Below are 22,569 nucleotides of genomic sequence, written 5' to 3'. Positions count from 1 at the left end.
CGCGAATCGTGCATGGCCCGACCCATCTACTCTGCACGGCGCGCATGCGACGGCGGACGTCGATATGCGCCCTCATCCATACGCCCTCATAGGGGGCGTGCGCATCCCGCCCGGAGACCCCTAAAACGCGGTGGAGCCGTCGTTTTTTCGGGGACTCTGCCTTGTAGCGGATTTTGCTTTGGAAACAGATAGGGGTTTTGTTCTTCGTCTGTGTGGGCATGGTCTTGGCTGTATGCGTGTTTCATGTCGTATGGCAATCGGTCGGCCTGGATGGATGGCCGCGCCCGTTCCTGCTTCGGGATGGGGCATGGTCTTTCCGCTCGATGGTTTCGATTCTGGTCCGGTCGATGTGAAAGCCGTCGTCCTCTACGTCCTGCAATCGCGGACGATACGTGGTTGGGAATGTTGTTCATGTAGATGGGCGGACCGGAATATTCCAGACGCAAATCTAACGGTGGGGATGCATGAAAGGACCACGGACAACAGCAACATGAACAACAACAGCAACCATCGACGACGACACCGAAATCATCGTGCGCAAAGGGCGCCGTTGCAGAGTGGTCGGAACATCATCCAATCGCCTCCCGCACACCACCCGGCACGTGCGGGCACAGGCGAGGCCTCCGACCAGGGAATCCCACTGCCTGCGCACACGTCTCGCAGACCATGCAAGCAAGATGGACGAAAGGTCACCCCGCCTATTCCGTGAGCTTGTTCACGCGCCGATCGTACGTCAACAGTCCGTTGAGCTCCTCTTCCACGTCGGAAACCTGCGTGTATACATAGCCGGCCAATCCTTTGGATTCCAACGTCGCAGCCGACGCCAAAACGGAACGTACCGCGGACCGCCAGTCCTCAATCGAATCGTATTCGCCGTACCCGTAGGCGCGCGACACTGCGGAATGGTCGGCAATCAGCTGTGCCAATCCTCCGAATTCCGACAACATGAACGCGCGCACGCCATGCTGCGCTACCGGCAGCACAGCGTAATGCGCGGCGCGGCGGCGTCTCCTGTGCCGCTTCTCGTACTCCGCCGCATATCCGCGCAGCGGCCCTTTGTCGGGGTAGACCTCCAACGGACGGAAATAGTTGTGCACGCTGTGATAGTCGCCGCAATGCTGGTCGTACCAGCCGCTCGTCGCGTCGATCGGGCGAGTCGGATCGAGCGCGTGGATGCGTTCGGCGGCGTCGCACGCATTGAACTGGCCCCAGCCTTCGTTGAACAGCACCCACGTCACGATTGACGGATGGCCGGACAGCATGTGCACCATCGCATCGCAGGTACGCGACCAGTCGCGGCGGTAATTCGAGTCGTCGGCGCCGAGCGCGTCGAAATGCTGTGCGGTATCGTCGCGGAATCTGTTCCAGCTGGAGCGCAGCAGCGTCGGTTTTTTGTTGGTCTGCCAAGCGTTGTATTCGCCGCCGCCTGAGACCGCATCCTGCCATACGAGCATGCCGAGACGGTCGCAATGATAGTACCAGCGTGCGGATTCGATTTTGATATGCTTGCGCAGCATGTTGAAGCCGGATGCCTTCATAACGGTTATGTCATGAATCAGTGCGTCGTCGCAGGGCGCGGTCAGCAGGCCGTCCGGCCAATATCCTTGATCGAGCACGCCCTTCAGGAACATCGGCTTGCCGTTGAGATGGAATCTCGCCACGCCCCTCATGTCGGGTTTGACTTCCACCGTGCGGAACGCGCAATACGATTTCACTACGTCGGCGGATTGCGGTTTCGCCGCTTCCCCTGCCGGTTTCGCCGCCGCGCCGAACAGCAGCGTCGCCGTCACGTCGTAAAGATACGGGTCCGCAGGAGACCACAGATGTTCGGCCCCTGTCTCGATTTCGGTGCGTACCTTGCGCGCGCCCGCCGGCAGTATGGTGTCCGCAACGACCGAACCGTCCGACGGCTCGGTCACGACGATTCGCAGTTTCGCGTTCGGTCGGTCCCCGCCGATCTCCGCCCGTATGAACAGCTTGCCGTCGACGTTGCCCTTCAGCGTGAGTGTGCGCAGGTAGGCGTCCGGCACGATTTCCAGCCAGACGCTCTGCCAGATGCCGCTCTGTGCGGTATACCAGATGCCGTCACGTTCGATTTTCTGCTTACCGCGCGGTTGCGTGCCCGAATCGTTCGGATCGTAGACGCACAATGCGATCTCAAACGCATCGTCAGGGTCGATGAACGCTGAAATATCGACGTCGAACGGAAGGTAGCCGCCAACATGCACGCCGGCAAACTGGCCGTTGACATAGCAGGCGCACACCCAATCGACCGCCTCGAAGTGCAGGATCAGACGGTTCGCATCGCCGATCTGCCGCACGGTTTCCTCGCTGCCGAGCGCCACCGGATGCACGATGGTACGGTACCAGATCATGTCGTCGGGGTAGATGGTCTGATGCACGCCGGAAAGTGCGGATTCCGGCGAGAACGGCACGAGGATCTTCCCATCGAACGTTTCGGGGATCGCGGCCTCCTTGACCAGCTCCACGGCTTCGTCCCGGGTGAGTGCCGGTGTGGCCCTGTTGCGGGAGAACGACCGGCGCAAGCCGGATTCGTCATTGGGAATCGGCACGATTGCGTAATCCCACATGCCGTTGAGCATCGTATGGTTGTTCCGCATCATCGTCGGGCGCGGATGCTCGCCAAGAATCGGCGTTCGGCCGACCTTCAGCTTGCGTTCTCCCTCTTCGATTGGGCGGAATGCCTTGTTGCCGGCGTTTTCGCACAGCCATTCATCGCGGATCCGTTCGCCCCAAGGCGTCCACAGTTGTCTCAACGGCTCTGAGGAACGCTTTTTCTTGGGCGAAGCCTTCAATGCGCGTTTGATATCCAACATGGGAGCCTCCCTGCGGCACTGCACTCTCTCAACGTTCCCTATTGTAGTGAGGGGTCTTTCGATTCCGTTGATTTCGGAAGCTGCGTTGAGATGAGGGTCTGACCCCAGGTGCCCATGTAGTGACAGGCCTCCATGACATTCCCATTACGCGATTCACAGGAAATTGACAGGTAGAAACATCGTTCCTCCAAGGGTCGGGCGGTTATATAGAACATGTCAACGGTTACGGCTGTTGGCGAGGTTCCCAACCGAACCCCATAACTGAACCCTTCTTCTCTCTTCTCTCTCAGCCGGCGGCCTTCTCTCCGCCGGCTTTCTTTTTACGTTCTTGTTTTCTTCTTGCGTGGGGGAGCCGCTCGAATCTCCCTGACGGGCTGTGACGAGGTCGGCCTGTATGCCAGCCGTTCGTTGTCCTAGGAGAGGAAGAATCGGATGGGAATTCGGAATACCCCCTCATCGACGCGAAAAATAGCTGGAAAACGTTTTCTGTTTTTCGGAGTGTCGCGGCCCTGTAAGGCTTACACTGGTCAGTACAAACGTTATTGGCAGGGTTGCTACTCACACGAGGCAAGACCTGGAACAGTACGGGAATCGCACTGTTCCAGGTCTTTTTTGTGCGAATCTCACGTCAAGGAAGATGAAAGGTGAAATCATGACGTCAATGCAAAGTTCCGCATCGATCGCTGGAACTCACGAATCCCACGAATCACTGGAAGCCAGGGAGGCCATCGAAACGGTTGAAGAGGCCGTAGGGCGCAGCGTATCCACGCGATTCCCGCTCAACAGCGCATTCATTTTCACGTTCGGCGCACTGGGAGGCATGCTTTTCGGCTTCGATACGGGCATCATCTCCGGAGCCTCGCCGCTGATCGAATCCGACTTCGGCCTGTCGGTCTCGCAAACCGGTTTCATCACTTCGTCGGTGCTGATCGGCTCCTGCGTGGGCGCCCTGTCGATCGGTGCGCTCTCCGACAGGTTCGGTCGCAAAAGGCTGCTGATTCTCTCCGCCGTCCTGTTCCTCATCGGCTCCGGCATGTGCGCCACCGCCACTGGCTTCCTCATGATGATCGCCGCACGCATCATCCTCGGCCTCGCCGTCGGCGCCGCCTCCGCGCTCACCCCGGCCTATCTGGCCGAACTCGCACCGAAGGAACACCGTGGATCGCTTTCTACGCTCTTCCAGCTCATGATCACCTTCGGCATTTTGCTGGCCTACGCCTCCAACCTCGGTTTCCTCGGCCATAACGTCGCCGGCATCCGCGACTGGCGGTGGATGCTCGGTTCCGCGCTCATCCCGGCCGCATTGCTGCTCATCGGCGGCATCCTGCTGCCGGAATCCCCGCGCTACCTCGTCAGCAAGGGAGACGAACGCAACGCCTTCAAGGTGCTGACGCTGATCCGCAAGGATGTCGACCAGACCCAAGTACAGCTCGAACTTGACGAAATCAAGGAAGTTGCCGCGCAAGACACCAAAGGTGGCGTACGCGAACTGTTCCGCATCGCACGTCCGGCGCTCATCGCCGCCGTCGGCATCATGCTTTTCCAGCAACTCGTCGGCATCAATTCCGTGATTTACTTCCTGCCGCAGGTGTTCATCAAGGGCTTTGGATTCCCCGAAGATCACGCCATCTGGGTGTCGGTCGGCATCGGTGTGGTGAACTTCGCCGCTACCATCGTGGCCACATTCATCATGGACAGGTTCCCGCGCAAGAGGCTGCTGGTTTTCGGCTCCGTGGTCATGACCGTATCGCTTGCGGTGCTTGCCGTGCTCAACTTCACCGGCGACGTGGCCGTTTTGGCGGTGCCGACCATGATTCTGATTGCCGTCTACATCCTTGGCTTCGCGCTCTCCTGGGGGCCGATCGCTGGGTGCTCATCGGTGAGATCTTCCCGCTCAGCGTGCGCGGCATCGGCAGCTCCTTCGGCTCCGCCGCCAACTGGCTCGGCAATTTCGTGGTCTCCCAGTTCTTCCTCATGCTTCTCGCGGCCTTCGGCAACAATGTGGGCGGTCCGTTCGCGATCTTCGGCGTGTTCGCCGCATTGTCCATCCCGTTCGTGCTGCATTTCGTTCCCGAAACCAAGGGCAAGTCCCTTGAGCAGATCGAAGAGGAGATGGTCCGCCGCTAAAAGATCATTCGTCATCCCCGGAGCCATTGTCGCCGATATCGGGCAGGCGTTCGCGGAAAGCCCGTGTGCGATTGATGCGACTCAGTCGATCGCACACGGGCTTCATGATCTGCTAACCGGCGGGAGCCACGTAAGCCGGGTGGTTCCCGGGATAAGGCGGAATCCGCCAGAGCGCACTAGCAGCGGGAGTAGGAGAAGGCGCGCAGGCGTTCGAAGCATTCCACGCTTTCCTTGAGCCACGGCATGCCGATCGCGAACACATGGCCCAGGGTCTCATGGCGGCGCGGCTTCGGATCGAACAGTTCGAAGTCGGCGCCCTTGCGCGACAGTGCCGTAGCCAATGCCAGATTGTCGGCTTCGAGAAAATCGTCGCCGCAGGTCACGATGAACAACGGCGGCAGGTCCACGTTGAACGCCAGGCCCTCCGCGGTGAGGAACTTCGGGTCGGCCGCCTCGAGTCCGTCGAAGAACCCGACACCCAGCATCTGCTCCAGACCGATGCGACGATTCGGATCATATCCGATGGTCGGCTCGGAGCCCATCGTCTCCAGCGACGCCGAACTGTATGCGCCGCAAACCGGTGCGGCGCCCGCGAATTCGATGCCGGAAGGTTCGTCGATGCCGAACGCGGCCGCCGCCTCGGCATTGTTCTCGATGGCGAGCGTGAGCAGCGTCAGCGCGCCGCCTGCCGAATCGCCCGTCAGGAATATGCCGTCTGGATTGACCGGATACTCATCCAGATGCGCCTTGATCCAGCGCAGACCCGCCTCGACATCGGCGAGCTGGCCTTTCAGATCGGTCTGTGGTGCGGGCCGGTAGTTCAATGAGAACACGGCGAAGCCCATATCGGCCAGATGCACATTGAAGTTGCGGTTGAGCTCCTTGTACCCATAGGTGAAACCGCCGCCATGAATGTCGATGTATACCGGCAGTGTCTTGCCGCCGCGCAACACCGTGTCATGCGGCAGATACAAATCGAGCAGGTGCCCCCGGCACTGCCCGTTCTCCTTGTCATAGCCGCCATCCGGCAGATACGGGATGTCGGCCACGACGTCGATGCTTTCCGGGGTGTGCCACAGTTCGGAGCGTGGGGTGTCCACCGCGATCGCACCGAAACGCATGTCGAGAATGCCTCTGACGCGTTCCTCGGACAGCCCCTCGAGGTCGCCGTCGGTTTCCGTCCAGGCTTCCGCTTTCTTGATTATGTCATCGGTCAAGCCATATTTTTCCGCATATTCTGCACGTAGGTTCGTCGTCATTGCCGTCCTTTCGTTGACGTGGCGTCGGTGCCGGCATGGATGCCGCCGACGCATCGCACCGGTTCGACACCTATTATTGCGCGAGTCGGGGAGAAGTGCTCCCCCGTGCTGTTTCCGTCGGATTCCGAACATCAAAAATGTAACGGTAAAGGCATTGGTATCACTATGATTGCGACACGCCCAAATGAAAGATGTTGCGTTGAACGACGGTTCGCCTAGAATGAACTGCGTTTGCGAATCCGAACAGGGGTTTCGGCCGGTGCAGAGAGCCGGTGACGGGACGCTCGAAACACGACGGACGTGAATCGTTGCGGCAACGAATGGCCGCATAACCCAAACACAACCCAAGTACCAGCAAACAGTCCGAAGGAACGCTACGTATGTACGTCGATCCGAATCGCAACCGACAGGCAGGCAATCTCAAATGGATCCTGCCATACTGCCGCCCCGACCTTCCGCGCGTGGCCGGAGCGGTGGTCCTCTTCTGTGTCAACAATGCCATGGCCCTGATCATCCCGCTGCTGTCAGGCCTCATCGTCGACCGGGTCATCACGCAAGGCCATGTAAGTGAGCTGACCCGACTCTGCGTGATGATGATCGTCTTCACCGTCGTGCGTGTCGCCTCACGCTACGGTTACCAGATGTGGATGGAACGCTTCGGCCAGAATTCCGTATTCCGACTGGTAAGCGACGAATACGAGAAGCTGCACGAGCTTGACTTCACGTATTTCAACCACACACGCACCGGCGACATCATGAGCCGTATGACCTCCGACACCGATGCCATCCGCCATGCGCTGAGCTGGGTGAGCTACCAGGTGCTCGACTGCGTGGTCATGTTCGTCGGCGCGCTCGCCATGATGTTCACCATCGATTGGCGTCTGGCATTGGCGCTCGCCTGCGTTACGCCATTCATCTTCATGCTTACACGCGGCCTTTCGTCACATGCGCATCCGCTGTTCTTCGCCATCCGCAACTCACTGGCCGAAATGAATTCGATGGTCGAGGAGAGCATCGAAGGCAACCGCGTGGTCAAGGCGTTCGTGCGCGAACCGTACGAAACCGCAAAATTCGACGAACGTAACGACGACTACATGCAACGCAACATGGCCCTCGCCTACAACAGCCGCCGATACATGCCGTGGCTCGACGGCCTGGGATTCTCGCTGCAACTCATCACGCTCGGCCTTGGCGGTTTTCTGGTGATCGCAGACTATATGACCCTCGGCGACCTCGTCGCATTCAACTCATACCTGTGGATGATCGACGGTCCGGTGCGCCAATCCGGCTGGCTGATCAACGACTGGCAGCGCTTCAACGCCTCCTGCATCAAGATCCGCAAGCTGCTCGCCGCGCAATCACGCATCCAGGAAAAACCGGACGCCCAGGAGAGCGTCAAGCAGGCGGTGGCGATCGTCAATCGGGTCGGCGGCGAGCCGGAAGCCGGCGTCGCGCAATCGGCGGCTCCGGATAATCCGGAGCGTATCGGCGGCGACATCGAATTCCAGCATGTCAGCTTCGCCTTCCCCGACGATCCGGCCACGCCGATTCTCAAAGACATCGACTTCCACATTCCGGCAGGCGCGAAACTCGGCATTCTCGGCGAGACGGGAGCCGGCAAGTCCACGCTCGTCAACCTGATCTCCCGTTTCTACGATCCGACCGCCGGCCGCGTGCTCATCGACGGCATCGACGCACGTGACTGGCCGCTTGCCACCCTGCGCTCGCAGGTGTGCATCGTCGCGCAGGATACGTTCTTGTTTTCCGACACCATCGGCGGCAACATCGGCTTCGGCGCGGGCGGGCAGCGTGAATACGACGAACAATACATCCGCCGCATGGCCACCATCGCAGGTGCCGACAACTTCATCCGCAGCATGCCGGAAGGCTACGATACGGTCGTCGGCGAGCGCGGTGTCGGTCTGTCGGGCGGGCAGAAGCAGAGATTGAGTCTTGCGCGTGCGTTGGCTGACGATCCGTCGATTCTGATTATGGATGACACCACCAGTGCCGTCGATATGGAGACGGAGGCGGAGATTCAGCAGCATCTGCGTGAGATGGACGAGCGCAAGACCATCGTCACCATTGCGCATCGCATTTCGTCGGTCAAGGATTCCGATCTGATTCTTGTGCTTGAGCATGGTCGTGTGGTGGAGCGCGGTTCGCATGAGGATTTGGTCGCCGCCCATGGGCGTTATTGGGAGATCTATCATAGGCAGCTTGGCCTGCAGGCCGGTCGTTCGCAAGGCTTCGGAGAGTAGAGAGAGGGGGGAGCATCGTGGCGAAGCGCAATACATTCCGTGAGGATGAGGAGTTGGAGGATCAGATCAATCTGCATGATATCCTCCGTATTGGTGTCTATCTCAGACCGTATATGGCGCGTGTGGTCCGTATTCTCGCCGTGGTCGTGATGATGAGCTGTATCGCCGTCGTTGTGCCGTATCTGACGAAGATCATGATTGACAGTGCGATTCCGTCGAAGAATCTTACGCTGCTTGGTGTCTTGGTTGCGTTGTTGGCGGTGCTGATCGTCGTCTATGAGTTCGGTTTGCGGTATCGTACCGTGGAGATTACGCGTGTCGGCCAGCTTATGCTTAAGGATATGCGTCGCGATATCTTCACGCATATTCAGACCTTGCCGTTCAGTTATTTCGATTCGCGTCCGCATGGCAAGATCCTGATTCGTGTGGTCAATTATGTGAATACGCTTTCGGATACCTTGAGTTCCGGTCTGATCAATGTGATCTCCGATGTCTTCACGTTCCTGATCACCCTTGTGGTCATGTTCGTGGTCGACTGGCGGCTTGCGCTGTTCAGCCTTGTGCTGTTCCCGTTCCTGATTGCCTGGGTGCTGGTGTTGCAGTGTTTCCAGCGTCGTGCGTATCAGGTGCTCTCCAACAAGCAGAGCAATCTCAACGCGTATATCCACGAGTCGATTGCCGGTGTGAAGACCACGCAGACCTTCGCGCAGGAGGCCGCGCAGTTCAGGACTTTCCAGGAGCAGCAGGACGATGTGCGTTCCTCGTGGATGAAAGCCGTGCACATCCAGTTCCTCATGTGGCCGGGCATTCAGACGATCTCCGTCATGACGATCGCGTTCATCTACTATGTGGGCGTCACCGGCTTCGGTGCGGTGAACGTCACCACGGGCGTGCTCATCGCGTTCGTCGGCTATGCGAATAACTTCTGGAATCCGGTGATCAGCATCGGCAACTTCTACAATCAGCTGATTACCTGTTCCGCGTATCTCGAGCGCATCTTCGAAACGCTTGACGTTCGGCCGGAGATTCGCAATGCCCCGGATGCCGTCGATCTGCCGCGGATCGAGGGGCGCGTCGATTTCAATGACGTGGTCTTCCGCTACGAACCGGACGGCCGTAATATCCTGAACCTGGTCGATCTGCATGTCGAGCCGGGGCGTACGATTGCGCTGGTCGGCCCGACCGGTGCCGGCAAGACGACGGTCATCAACCTGCTGTCGCGTTTCTATGACGTCGCGGAAGGGTCGGTCATGATTGACGGGCATGACGTGCGTTCCGTGACCTTGGAGTCGTTGCGCCGTCAGATGGGCGTGATGTTGCAGGATACGTTCATCTTCTCCGGCAATGTGCGCGAGAACATCCGCTACGGCAGGCTCGATGCGACCGATGCCGAGATCGAGGCGGCCGCCCGTGCGGTGCATGCGCATGATTTCATCATGGATCTGCCCGATGGATATGACACGGTGGTGGAGGAGCGCGGCTCCACGCTGTCGGCCGGCCAGCGTCAGCTGATCGCATTCGCGCGCGTGCTGCTGGCCGACCCGCGGATCCTGATTCTTGACGAGGCCACGTCGAATATCGACACCCGCACCGAGGAGGCGTTGCAGGCGGGTCTGAACCACCTGCTCAAAGGGCGCACGAGCTTCATCATCGCGCACCGCCTGTCCACCATCGAGAATGCGGATGAGATCTGCTATATCGACCATGGGCAGATCGTTGAACAGGGTGATCATGCCGAACTGTTGGCGCGCAAGGGCGCGTACTACCGCCTCTACGAGTCGCAGTACGCCATGATCAAGGTCTGAGCGGAGCGAATTTGCCGGCCGCTGGAGGTATTCGGGCGCTGGCGGGCCGCTAGGCGGGTGGTTCCTCCAATGGCTGGAGGAACCACCCCGTCCGTTCAGCCCTTATAGCCATAGTCCGGAATGCCGTTCCAGCGTTCACGTAGCCAGTGTGCGGCCATCTTGGGCTGGCGGTCGCGCGTCAGGATGCCCTTGCGGTTGCCCTCCACGCGAATAATGCCTTGGAACGTCGCGAAATCGGCGAAATTCCAGAGTTGTTCGCCGACGAACCATGGCCGTTTGTCGATTTCGGCATTGATGCGTGCATAATAGTCGCGTTGGAATTCCTCGCTGAACATCTCGCCATGCGTGCCATGAATACCCTCGATGGTATCGGCGCCATATTCGGTGAACATGACCGGTTTGCCGATCGACTCCCAGAAGTCCAGTTCGATGTTGAGCGCGTAGCAGGCCGCGTCAAGGTCGCCGCTCAGGTTGTACCAGCCGTAGTAGCGGTTGATGCACACCACGTCCATGGTTCGCTCGGTGATGTCGGACAAGTAGTCGTTCTGGCAGCATACCAGCGTAACGGGCCTGTTCTGCGGGTCGCAGGCGTGCGCCAGCTCGTACAATGGGCGGAAATAGTCGTATGCCAGCCGCGGCCTGTCGCCCTCGCCGTCCAATCCCGGTTCGTTCGCGATCGACCACATCACCACGCATGGATGGTTCTTGTCTCGTGCGATCATATCCCGAATCGCCTCGCGATGCCGTTCCGCCACCAACGGATTCGCGTACTGCGGCCAGCCCATGCCCACCGCCGGCACCTCATCGATGATTACGATGCCCTCACGGTCGCACAGATCATACATGCTTTCCGCATACGGGTAATGGCTGGTGCGGAACGAGTTCGCGTGCAGCCAGTGAATCAGCGATACGTCTTTGACATTAAGCACGTCGTCGGTGCCGCGGCCATGGAAATAGCTGTCCTCATGCTTGCCGAACCCCTTGAAATAGAACGGTTTGCCGTTGATGAGGAATTGGGTGCCGCTTACTTCGACCGACCGGATGCCGAAGGGTTGGCGGTATTCGTCGATGATGTGCGATTCGTCATCCGGCCCGTCCGCCGACACCGTCACGACTGCGGTATACAGATACGCCGCGCCGGGATTCCATAGTCTCGCGTTTTCGATGACGATGTCGCCGCTCGCTTTCACGCTTCCGTCGCCTTCGCGGCTGAAGCCGGCCGTGATGCCGGCCACGACGGTTCCGGCACTGTCGAGTATGGCGATGTTTACCCGTCGTCCGTTGTCCGTTACGGCCTGATTGTCCGATGCGGCGGAGTCGGACATGGACATCACGGTTTGCTCGGACGGTGGAACCGAGTCATCGGATTCGGTCCCATCAAGTGTCACGTCATACGCAATCACCGCGCTTGCCGCGGTACGTGCGTCGGCCGCGACGTCGACGAGCCTCGTGGTCGTCATCGTGATATCCGCGATATATGCGGAAGCCGGCGTCGTATACAGTTCGACATGACGGTTCAATCCGGCGAAATTGAAGAAATCGAAATTCGGCAGGTTCTGCCGCCGTGCGTGCTTCTTCGCTTCGGCCACCGCCGGTACGTTCGCATTGTCGGAGCCCATGAAGGCGGTGCCCGCATCGTTGCCGACCGGTAGCGTCGAGGAGCCGATGCGATTGTCGACGGCGACGGTCAGCAGGTTCTCCCCGGAACGCAACACGTCCGTCACATCGAATTCGAACGGCAGGAATCCGCCGAAATGCGAACCGAGCAGTTGGCCGTTCACATACACGTCGGCCGCGTGCGTGGTCGCATCGAAACGCAGCATCGTGCGCTGGCCGGCCATCAGACGCGAGGGCACGGCGAAGCTACGCTGGTATACCACCCAGCCATAGTGCGCGCGTAGATTCAGCTCGTCGTTCTGGTCGTTGTATGAGCCGGGCACCGCCATCGGCACCGGTTCGGGCAGCGGAGCGCCCGCCCATGCAGCGGGATATGAGTCCTCGCCGGCCGTACGGAAGTCCCATACGCCGTCAAGCGAGAATACGATTCGGGAATCATTGGATTGCGGATACAGCACCGTATGCCTTCTTTCGTACCATGTGTGAATCGGCAATCGACATTGCCCTTCATATGTTCGTCTAAGCACGTTTTGATGAGATCTGCGTCGAGCCTACCTTAAACGTGCTGTGCGGTCAGTCTTTTCCCGCCCCGAAACCGAGCGTTGATTCGCGTTGCAGCAGTTGGAAGCCGACGATGATGCGCCGTGGCATGGTGTGTTCGTCGGGCTGCTCGACCTGCGACTCCATCATGTCGATGGCGGTTTGCGCCATGCCTTGATAGTCGGAACTGATGGTGGTGAGCGTCGGCGTGGTGAACGATCCGGGGGCGATACCGTCGAAACCGGTGACCGCCACATCTTCCGGCACACGCACGCCGCATTCCAGCAGGCCACGGATGATACCGAGTGCCAGATCGTCGTTGGCGCAGCAGAGCGCGTCGAAGCGTAGACCTTGCTTCACTAGTTGATGTGCCGTTTCGATGCCGGCATTCACGCTCCAGTCGGAGACGATGAACGCATCGTCGACCGGCAATCCGTAGGCTTGCATGGCCTGGGCGGCGAAGTCGTAGCGGTTCTGGCGAATGGCGAATGCGATTTCCGTGGGTGACCCTTTGCCGACCGGTTTCACGTTGTCGGCAAAGGTGCCGACGATGCCGATACGCTTGCGGCCAAGCGACACCAGATGCCGGATCAGCGCGTGCATGCCGGCTTGGCTGGGGGTTTCGATGGAGTCGTAGTAGGCGTCTTCGTCGGGGCTCATGTCGTCGAAAAGCAAGGCGGGGAAGGTTTTCAGCGCTTCGTGGATTTCGCGGCCGGTGTTGTGCGTGGACGCGATGAACACGCCGTCGCACATGGAGGCGCTGATCTGCGCGAGTTGTTCGAGCTCCTTGTCTTTCTTGAAATTGTTGGTCTGCACGATGAGGCGTTTGCCATGTGCCGCCAGTTCATTGGATAGCGCGTTGGCCAGTTTCGCGTAGAACTGGTTCTCCAGATCGGGGATGAGCATCGTGTAGATGTTGGTGCGGCCGGAGCGCAGGGCGCGGGCTGACATGTTGATCTGGTAGTTGAGTTTCGCCGCGGTGTCGAGCACGCGCTTGGCGGTGTCGGGCCTGACGATGTCCATGCCCCTGATCGCGGCTGATGCCGTGGATGGCGATACACCGGCTTTCTGCGCGACTTCCTTCAGCGTTACCATATGTTGCTCCCCGTGTGAGATGTGCACGTTCGTTGTGCACGGTTCATTGTAGCAGAAATTGTTCCAGAAATCGTATCGATACGATTCAATCTACGATTTTTTTGATGATTTTTGCTTGCCGACACAAGCTACTTAAGGGCTTAATGTATCGATTTTCGCACAAAAGTGCACGGAGTGTCGTGGCGAACGTCGGATTTGACAGCTGTTTTTCTTTGCTGCATAATCGAATCGTTACGATTTACCGAGGGAGGGAGTCGTAACCCGATATCGGCGACATAGGGAACCCACATAACGAGCAGAGACGTTGGCGGGAATCGTATTGTTGCCAAGAGCAAATGGCGCTCCGTATCGGATGCAACCCAGGGAAAGGACTGGATCAATGACAATGAAGGGTAATGCAGTGAAGGTTGGTGCCACACTGTGTGCGGCCGCCATGTTGAGTTCGCTTTCGGCATGTGGCGGTGAGAAGAAGGCCACCACCACTTCCGACGGCAAACCGATCGTCAGCGTCTTGGTGGTCAAGAACACCAATCAGGACAAGATCGCCAACATGCAGTGGGCCAAGGACCTCGAAGCCGACTGCGATTGCAAGATCGAATGGCAGGAAGTGAACGACGACGCCTGGGGCCAGCAGAAGAACACCTCCATGAGCGCCGGCCAGATCTCGGACGTCAACATCCGAGCCTTCAGCCCCACCGATGCGGCGCAGTTCCCAAGCCTGTTCGAAGATCTGAGCCAAGACCTCGACAAGATGGACAACGTCAAGGCGTTCTTCAAGCAAAAGCCCGACGCGCAGAAGCTCACCACCGACGCCGAAGGCCACATGTATGTGCTTGCCTCGTCTCGAGGCAAGTCCTACTCCGGATCCGGCCAGAACATGATGATCAACAAGTCCTGGCTCGACAAGCTCGGCTTGGAGATCCCGACCACTTGGGATGAGCTTGAGACCGTGCTCAAGGCCTTCAAGACCGAAGACCCGAATGGCAACGGCGAAGCGGATGAGATCCCGATGAATATCCGCAAGCTCGATACCGGCGGCTTTGGCTGGTACAGCCCGATGCTGCTGCTCAACTCCACCGGCATCGCGACCGGCTTCAACAAGGGCGCCACCACCTCCGGCTACTATGCGGACAATGGTAAGGTCAAGAGCTTCCTTGTCTCCGACCAGTACAAAGAAGTCATCAAGTACTACAACAAACTCATCTCCGAAGGGCTCATTCCGTCCGACTGGGCCACCAAGGCCGACGACGCCTACTACGCCGATCAGACCAACGACGGCAAGACCGCCAAGACCGGCGTGATCTTCGGATGGTCGCTCTCCGACTTCGGCGACATGAAAGACCAGTACGTGGCCATGCCGGTTCCGTCCGCCCCGGGTGTCTCCGCGGATCAGACCGTATGGGACGGTTCCTCCAACGAGTTCGAAAGCAACAAGCTCGCCGTCTCCGCAAACGCCGCCAACAAGGACGCCGCACTGAAGGTGGCCGATCTGCTTTACTCCGAAAAGTACTCCGTACAGCAGTTCCTCGGCTCTTTCGGCCAGCTCGTCACCGACGAAGGCGACCACAAGTACACCGTCGATGCCGACAAGACCAGCAAGCTCACCAAGGACAACCTGTTCCCGGGCCTGTCCGACCGTCTTGCGGGCTGGATCCCGGATGACGTCACCATCGAGGGCGACACCAATGCCGACGACATCCTCGAGGTCAACAAGGCTTTCGAGGAACAGCGCAGCCACTACGACCACGTCAAGGACTACATTCCGGACTACGTGAACCCGGACGCCACCGACAACACCACGCTGGCCAACAACAATACGCAGATCCTCAACGTGGCCCTGCAGAAAGCGGCCACTTGGATGTCCGAAGGCGGTGTGGACGGCGAATGGGACGCCTACTGCAAGCAGCTCGACAATCTTGGTCTGCAGGACAACATCAAGATCTGGCAGAAGTGGTATGACACCTACACCAAGTAGGTCGCCGCTGACATTGCACCAATCGGCCGGCCCCGACGGTTCTCGTCTCGCGTTGGCGCCGGCCGATCCGTTTTCGATACAGGAATTCACAGGAGAGCAACTATGTCTGCGGTAAGTCAGCAGAGTCAAGTGGTGGACAACATCCAGGCCGCCCGTAGCGCGCCACTATTGGTGCGTCTGGGCCGTCATTTCCGTAGGTACGGCGCATTGTGGCTGATGGTGCTGCCTACCCTCATCTTCGTCGGCCTGTTCGCATACGTGCCGATGTACGGCCTTCGTCTGGCCTTCTACAACTTCGATCCGGCCAAGGGCCTGATGGGCGGCACCTTCGCCGGCATGAAATACTTCAACCAGTTCTTCAAATCGGGCATGTTCGTCAACATCCTGACCAACACGCTGCGCATCAGCCTGTGGACGCTGGTCATGGGCTTCATCGCGCCGATCATCCTGGCTCTGCTGATCAACCAGATCGCATCCACAAAGATCAAGAGCTTCGTACAGACCGTCACCTACATGCCGCACTTCATCTCGACGGTGGTGATCGTCTCCATGATCAACATCTTCCTTGCCCCGAATACCGGCATGATCGGACGGCTATTCCCGAACACCAACCTGTTGGCGAAGGCCGACTTGTTCACGCCGATCTACTGGATCACCGAAGTCTGGCAGCACATGGGCTGGAATTGCATCATCTATCTGGCCGCGTTGAGCTCCGTCGATCTGGCGCTCTATGAGGCGGCGAAGATTGACGGCGCAGGCCGACTGCAGCTCATCCGATACGTCGATATTCCTACGATTCTGCCGACCGTGGGCATCATGCTGATCATGAACATGGGCTCCGTGCTCAACGTCGGCTTTGAGAAGGTGTTCCTGATGCAGAACTCCATGAACCTATCCGCATCAGAGGTCATCTCCACATACACCTACCGCATCGGTATTCTGGGCAACCAATTCAGTTACTCGACGGCCATAGGCCTGTTCAACACCGTGGTCAACTTCTTCTTCCTGGTGCTCGCCAACTTCATTTCGAAGAGGGCGTCCGATACCAGCATCTTCTAAGGCTGGAGGGATACATCATGACAAGCGCAGCAACCAATCCGTCCCCGGCTCCCAAAGTGAGCTCCGCCGACATCCCTTTCAATCCGAAGGTCCATCAGAAGAAAACCGTGTCCGACTGGATCGTGGACATCGTCATCTGGACGGTGCTGGCGCTGACCGTGGCGGCGATCATCTACCCGATCTGGTTCGTCATCATCGCCTCCGTATCCAACCAGACCATGGTCAACCAAGGCAAGGTCTCCATCCTGCCGGTAGGCATGAGCTTCGGCGGCTACGCCAAGGTGTTCGCCGACTCCCGAATCTGGGTCGGCTACCGCAACACCATAGTGTATTCCGTGCTGGGCACCGCGCTTAACATGCTGGTCACCATTCCTGCCGCATTCGCGCTGTCCCGTCGTGAATTCAAGCCGCGCCGCGTGATCCTGTTCCTATTGACGTTCACCATGTTCTTCTCCGGCGGCCTGATTCCGAGCTACCTGCTGTACAAGCAGCTCGGCCTGCTGGACTCCATGTGGGTGTTCATTCTGCCGGGCGCCGTGAGCGTGTGGAACCTGATCATCGCCCGCTCGTTCTTCGAAAGCTCCATCCCCGAAGACCTCCATGACGCGGCTCAGATCGACGGCCTCGGCTACTTCGGCTATTTCCTGAAAATCGTACTGCCATTGAGCTCCGCCATTCTCGCGGTGCTGGCACTGTACTATTTTGTGGGTCACTGGAACGACTTCTTCACCGGCCTCGTGTATATCCGCGACAACGACAAACTGCCATTGCAGAACGTGCTTCGTTCCATACTGCTGGCCAATCAGACCGGCATGACCGGCCAGAACTCCGGCGGCATGGACCTGATTCAGCAGCGCGACTTCGCCAACCAAATCAAGTATGGCGTGATCATCGTCTCCACCTTGCCTCTGCTGGTCATCTACCCGTTCCTGCAGAAATACTTCAACAAGGGCGTCATGATCGGCGCGGTCAAGGGCTGACGCACTAAGACCGATTTTCAACTACGAATACAAGGATTCACTATGGCAACAATGCAAGGCGTCCAGCTGTTCACGGACACCGACGGCAGCATCGCGCAACTGCATGGCATCGGCGTGCAGCGGTTCGGCGACCGCTGGTACGCGTATGGCGAGATCAAGAACGACGGCAACCTTTTTCAGGGCGTCGCCTGCTATTCCACCACGGATTTCGTGGCGTGGAGGAATGAGGGCACGGTGCTGGAAGTCGGCGAGGAGGGGTCGATTACCGGCCCGGGCCGTATTATCGAACGGCCGAAGGTCATGCGCTGCCCCGAAACCGGCAAATACGTGATGTACCTGCACGTCGACGGAGAAAACGACTACACGTATGCGCATATCGGCACGGCGGTCGCCGATTCGCCGACCGGCCCGTTCGAATTCCTGAGCACGCTGCAATTCCGCGGTTACGAGTCGCGTGACATCGGCGTCTTCCAGGACGAGGACGGCACCGGCTACATCATCAGCGAGGATCGTCCGCACGGCACCCACATCTACCGTCTTTCCGGCGATTACCTGTCGATCGGCGAAGACGTGGTCTGCTTGCGCGGCACTGATTACTGGGCCGGTTACGAAAGTCCGATCCTCATCAAAAAGGACGGCGTCTACTTCTGGTTCGGCTCACAGTTGACCGGCTGGGACTGCAACGACAACATGTTCGCCACGGCCGCCGACCTGCACGGTCCGTGGAGCGATTTCAGGCCGTTTACGCCGGAGGGATCGCGTACCTACCAGTCCCAGTGCGACATCATCGTGCCGCTCGATGGTGCCGACCAGTGGCACGCAAGCCGCTTTCTGTATATCGGCGACCGTTGGCATCCGGAGGATCTGGGTAATTCCGAGCTGGTCACCCTGCCGATCGTCATCGATGGGCGCCACGCGGAACTAAGCTGGCATGATTCGTGGGACAACGGCCTATAGCTGCCGTTGCTCCCACGGCGGATTCATTCCGGCAACGCTCTCATCTTCTCCTGTTGCCGGAGTGAATTCTCCGTCCTCACGCACGTCGTGCAACGGAGGTGGTATATCGTTATAACGATAGAAATATTGGGATTTCAACGAAACCACGATACAACGAGGTAGTGCCATGAAACGATTCGCCGTTGGCTACGAATTCATCTGTCGCATCATCATGATGATTGTCATCGTCAACGTCGCCTTCGTGGCGCATACGTTACTCGGTCTGATCGTCGGAGGCCTGTTCCCCTCCATCGCCGCATCATATGCCACTTTCCGCTCGTGGCTGCTCGACATCGATGACCGTTCCTGGACGGTCAGGCGCACTTGGAGTACCTTCCATCAGGCATGGCTGGAGGAGTTGGGATCCGCCAACCTGTTCGGTTGGCCGCAATTCATCGTTTGGGCGCTGTTAGTGTGGGAATACTGGTTCGTGCAACATAACGACCTGGGCGTCATAGGATTCGCGATTTCCGGTGCGCTGTTGCTCATCAATCTGCTCTACGGCCTGTTCGTATTCCTCAGTTGGGCCGTGCACGTCAATTTCGATGAGAAGCTGCCGTGGGTGGTGCGCACCGCGCTCTCAATGGTAATCGCCCGCCCGCTGTGCAGTCTCATGGTGCTGCTCCTCTTCGTCATCACCATCTGGGCCTACTACACATGGCCTGGCCTCATGATGGCATTCGGCGTAGCCGTGCCGATCTTCGCCACCATGATGGCCGTCTACTCGTGGGGACGGCTACCCGGCATGGACGTGCATGTACTCGAACCCATGGAACAAGACAACAACTCCGGCATCGCACAGAAAGGCAGCCTCTCGTGACCAATCAGCATAGCCATCCGATCGCACTGAAAGACGCGACCGTCACCGACCCGTTCTGGGCTGCCGAGCAGGAGCTCGTACGCACCGCGGTAATCCCCTATCAGTGGAATGCGCTGAACGACAACGTTCCCGGTGCCGCACCCAGCTACTGCATGCACAACTTCAGGGCGGCGGCCGCGCAGAACGCCGAACACCGCGAACAGGGCAAGGCCTTCGTGCCGCCACAATACACCTTCCGCGGCTTCGAAGCGCTACCCGACGACCCGGCCAATCCCGATCCGGACAAGTTCTACGGATTCGTATTCCAAGACACCGACTTCTCCAAGTGGATCGAAGCGGTCGGCTACTCGCTGACCCACCATCCCGACGCCGAACTCGAAGCGACCGCCGACGCGGCCATCGACATCGTCTGCGCGGCGCAACTGGAGAACGGCTACCTCGACACCTATTACATCCTGAACGGCATGGACCGTCATTTCACCAATCTGAAGGACCATCACGAGCTGTACTGCTTCGGGCATCTGGCCGAAGGCGCGGTCGCCTACTACGAGGCCACCGGCAAGCGCAAACTGCTCGATGCGGCCTGCCGATTCGCCGATTACATCGATTCCCGATTCGGTACCGAGGAAGGCAAGCTGCACGGCTATCCGGGCCATGAGATCGCCGAAATGGCACTGGTGAAGCTGGCTGCGGCAACCGGCGAAACCCGTTACGCCGACCTGGCCGAATACTTCGTACGCCAGCGAGGCCGGAAGCCACTCTACTTCGAGCTCGAAGATCGTCGCCGCGCCGAAGAGGACGGCCGCAACTACGAGGCCCGCGAGCAGCACTACGCCTACTATCAGGCCGACAAACCGGTCACCGAACAGACCGAGGCACTCGGCCACGCCGTACGCGCCGCCTACTTCTACTCCGGAGTGGCCGACGTGGCGAGAATCACCGACGACCCGAAACTGCTGGAATCCTGCGAACGGTTGTGGCGCAACATCGTCGACAAGAAGCTGTACATCACCGGCGGCATCGGCGCCACGCATATGGGGGAGGCCTTCTCCTTCGACTACGATCTGCCGAACGACACCGCCTATTCGGAAAGCTGCGCCGCCATCGCGCTCGCGTTCTTCGCGCGCCGCATGCTGGAGATCCGGCCCAAATCCGAATATGCGGATGTGATGGAATCCGCGCTGTACAACACCACGCTGGCCGGTATGGCGCTCGACGGCAAGAGCTTCTTCTACGTGAACCCGCTTGAGGTCGTGCCCGAAGCCTGCCATCGTGACGAACGCAAGTACCATGTCAAGCCGGTGCGTCAGAAATGGTTCGGCTGCGCCTGCTGCCCGCCGAACATCGCACGCATCGTGGAGAACGTGCAACAGTACGCCTACACGGTGGCCGACGATGCCTCCACGCTGTATGTGCACCTGTATATGGGTGGCGTGGTGTCCGCGAAGCTCGGCGGTTCCGATGTCTCCCTTGAAGCGCGGGCCGGTATGCCGTGGAATGGCGCCGGTACCATCACCGTGACCCTTCCTCCCTCCGATGCAGGGAAGGCTCCGGGACCCTTCACCCTGGCCCTTCGTCTGCCTGCCTGGGCCGGTGGCGAGTCGGCCGCCGACTCCATCCATGCCACGGGCGAGAAGGATTCCCTCATCACACGCACCATCCGTGACGGCTATCTCTACCTCACCGGTACCTGGCGTGACGGTGACGTCATCGACTTCGACTTCCCCATGCCGGTCAGGATGATTGCCACCAATCCTCTTGTGCGCGAAGACGCAGGCAAGGTCGCCTTCGTCCGCGGCCCGCTGGCCTACTGCGCAGAAGGCACCGACAACGGCGACAATCTGCATCTGCTGCATGCCGACGTCGAGACGATCGCCGCCGATCCGGACGTCGTCAAAGTCAACGAAATCACCTTCCATGCACAGGCCGCCGCGCAGGACGAACGAGGCTTGGGCGAAGTGGAGCCGGTCGGTCTGCCGATGGTCACGCTGACCGTTCCCGCTTGGCGGGAGTCTTCGCAGGGTGCCGACGGCAAGCCGCTGTACGCACTGTGGCGGCCGGCACAACGCCAACCGACGGAAGTCACGCTTATCCCGTATTTCGCATGGGCCAATCGTGGCGAAACCGAGATGACGGTATTCCTGCGTGGCTGACGTTTGACGGCCATCATCCCGATGGTCGGCATGCGAGATTCCGCGGGGGCATTCTATACCCCCAGCAAAATCGAAAATCGAAGGTGTAGACTGCCCGCGGAATGCATGAATGGCAGTGATGAAAACGAGGATTACTATGGCCGATGAACGGCATGATGATGACGAGTATGCACTTTCCGACGAGCAGAAGGCGGCCGTGGCCGAGCTCTCTCGATCCAACGTATATGTGAAGCAGTCGAAATGGAAGACGCTACATGAGCTGCCGACGGCTGAAAAATGGCCGTATTTCAAAGAAAATTTTCTTTCCTATACCGTCATCATCGCCATTGTGGTCGTCATCATCGCCGCGTTCGGCATTTCCTATCTCACCAAGGGGCCGAGCCCCGAGCTGAGCGTCGAAGGCATCAATATGGGCGGGTACGCCGACCAGCTCGACCGGCTCGGCTCCGATTTCGTCAAGACGGAGAAGATTTCCGACAGCCGGCTGGTGCAGATGGATACGTCCATCTCCATCGGTGATTCCGAAAATGCGCAGGACGGTTCCGCACGCCTGCTCACCATGGTCTCCTCCGGGCAGATCAATATGATCGTCACCGATGCCGATACGTTCGCGGAAGTCAACGATCGCGGCGACATCACCAAGCCGGCGGAGGTAATGGACGAGGCGCAACTGGAACGGGTCAAGGATTCGTTGGTCGACGCCAAAGGCAATCCGGTCACGGATGTGAAGAAGGCCGTGGGATTCGACCTGTCCAAATCGAAGGTGTGGAAGTCCGTCAAAGGGTTGCCGCAGAAGCAGATGATCATCGGATTCAGCAACGTCACCAAAAGCAAGGACATGCCAATCAGGTTCATCGAATATCTGCGATTCGAGTAGCGTCCGACTGTGTTGGAGTCCGCATCGCGGCGGATCCGGGTCTGATTCGTCGTTCCGTTCGGTCGGCGTATGCCGATGGGGCGGGGCGATGCTCAACTGCACGCCCCTAACATCGGGGATGTACGGCCTTCCCGATCGGGGTGGACACACGTGCGCGTCATCCCTCGC

Annotated in this window: 13 protein-coding genes and 1 pseudogene; 10 read left to right on the top strand and 4 right to left on the bottom strand. The window is 59.0% G+C overall.

Annotated features, from left to right (window positions below):
* Nucleotides 1–698: 698 nt before the first annotated feature.
* Entirely contained in the window at nt 699–2,837 is a 2,139-nt protein-coding gene (locus BMOU_RS02735; RefSeq protein WP_034874661.1) for a glycoside hydrolase family 2 protein, read from the bottom strand.
* A gap of 637 nt (nt 2,838–3,474) precedes the next feature.
* On the opposite strand from BMOU_RS02735, the pseudogene BMOU_RS02730 reads away from it, so the two are divergent.
* Nucleotides 3,475–4,964 (top strand): annotated as a pseudogene (locus BMOU_RS02730) (sugar porter family MFS transporter).
* Between the two features lie 176 nt (nt 4,965–5,140).
* Here BMOU_RS02730 and BMOU_RS02725 read toward each other — a convergent pair.
* The gene (locus BMOU_RS02725; RefSeq protein WP_034874659.1) at nt 5,141–6,223 is read right to left on the bottom strand and encodes an alpha/beta hydrolase; all 1,083 of its coding nucleotides are present in this window, start codon (nt 6,221–6,223) and stop codon (nt 5,141–5,143) included.
* A 380-nt stretch (nt 6,224–6,603) separates the two neighbouring features.
* Between BMOU_RS02725 and BMOU_RS02720 the strand changes: the two genes are divergently transcribed.
* Both BMOU_RS02720 and BMOU_RS02715 read left to right on the top strand, forming a co-directional pair.
* Complete coding sequence (locus BMOU_RS02720; RefSeq protein ID WP_034874658.1) at nt 6,604–8,484, top strand: ABC transporter ATP-binding protein; 1,881 nt, start codon at nt 6,604–6,606, stop codon at nt 8,482–8,484.
* 17 nt (nt 8,485–8,501) lie between these two features.
* Nucleotides 8,502–10,289 (top strand): ABC transporter ATP-binding protein, encoded by a 1,788-nt coding sequence (locus tag BMOU_RS02715; protein ID WP_034874656.1) that lies wholly within the window; start codon nt 8,502–8,504, stop codon nt 10,287–10,289.
* Between the two features lie 95 nt (nt 10,290–10,384).
* Here the strand turns inward: BMOU_RS02715 and BMOU_RS02710 are convergent, their stop codons facing one another.
* Nucleotides 10,385–12,364 (bottom strand): glycoside hydrolase family 2 TIM barrel-domain containing protein, encoded by a 1,980-nt coding sequence (locus tag BMOU_RS02710; protein WP_034874654.1) that lies wholly within the window; start codon nt 12,362–12,364, stop codon nt 10,385–10,387.
* A 115-nt stretch (nt 12,365–12,479) separates the two neighbouring features.
* Entirely contained in the window at nt 12,480–13,541 is a 1,062-nt protein-coding gene (locus BMOU_RS02705; protein WP_034874652.1) for a LacI family DNA-binding transcriptional regulator, read from the bottom strand.
* Between the two features lie 385 nt (nt 13,542–13,926).
* On the opposite strand from BMOU_RS02705, the gene BMOU_RS02700 reads away from it, so the two are divergent.
* The 7 genes from BMOU_RS02700 to BMOU_RS02670 all read left to right on the top strand — a co-directional run bounded on the left by BMOU_RS02700 (nt 13,927) and on the right by BMOU_RS02670 (nt 22,401).
* A complete protein-coding gene (locus tag BMOU_RS02700) occupies nt 13,927–15,516 on the top strand; it encodes a type 2 periplasmic-binding domain-containing protein (RefSeq protein WP_034874991.1) in 1,590 nt (529 codons plus the stop codon).
* 102 nt (nt 15,517–15,618) lie between these two features.
* Nucleotides 15,619–16,575: an ABC transporter permease gene (locus BMOU_RS02695; RefSeq protein ID WP_081738463.1), complete on the top strand. Its 957-nt coding sequence runs from the start codon at nt 15,619–15,621 to the stop codon at nt 16,573–16,575.
* Between the two features lie 17 nt (nt 16,576–16,592).
* On the top strand, nt 16,593–17,555 hold the full coding sequence (locus tag BMOU_RS02690) for a carbohydrate ABC transporter permease (RefSeq protein ID WP_034874648.1): 963 nt from the start codon (nt 16,593–16,595) through the stop codon (nt 17,553–17,555).
* Between the two features lie 42 nt (nt 17,556–17,597).
* The gene (locus BMOU_RS02685; RefSeq protein WP_034874646.1) at nt 17,598–18,512 is read left to right on the top strand and encodes a family 43 glycosylhydrolase; all 915 of its coding nucleotides are present in this window, start codon (nt 17,598–17,600) and stop codon (nt 18,510–18,512) included.
* Nucleotides 18,513–18,678: 166 nt separating this feature from the next.
* On the top strand, nt 18,679–19,371 hold the full coding sequence (locus BMOU_RS02680) for a YesL family protein (RefSeq protein ID WP_034874644.1): 693 nt from the start codon (nt 18,679–18,681) through the stop codon (nt 19,369–19,371).
* The gene (locus BMOU_RS02675; protein ID WP_034874642.1) at nt 19,368–21,524 is read left to right on the top strand and encodes a glycoside hydrolase family 127 protein; all 2,157 of its coding nucleotides are present in this window, start codon (nt 19,368–19,370) and stop codon (nt 21,522–21,524) included. The genes BMOU_RS02680 and BMOU_RS02675 overlap by 4 nt, the downstream gene beginning before the upstream one ends.
* A 136-nt stretch (nt 21,525–21,660) precedes the next feature.
* Nucleotides 21,661–22,401 carry a hypothetical protein gene (locus BMOU_RS02670; RefSeq protein ID WP_171002016.1) on the top strand — a complete coding sequence of 247 codons (741 nt, stop codon included), beginning with the start codon at nt 21,661–21,663 and terminating at the stop codon, nt 22,399–22,401.
* Nucleotides 22,402–22,569: the final 168 nt, after the last annotated feature.

This window comes from Bifidobacterium moukalabense DSM 27321, assembly GCF_000522505.1.
Taxonomy (GTDB): Bacteria; Actinomycetota; Actinomycetes; order Actinomycetales; family Bifidobacteriaceae; genus Bifidobacterium; species Bifidobacterium moukalabense.
This window is presented reverse-complemented; position numbering and strand designations above follow the sequence as displayed.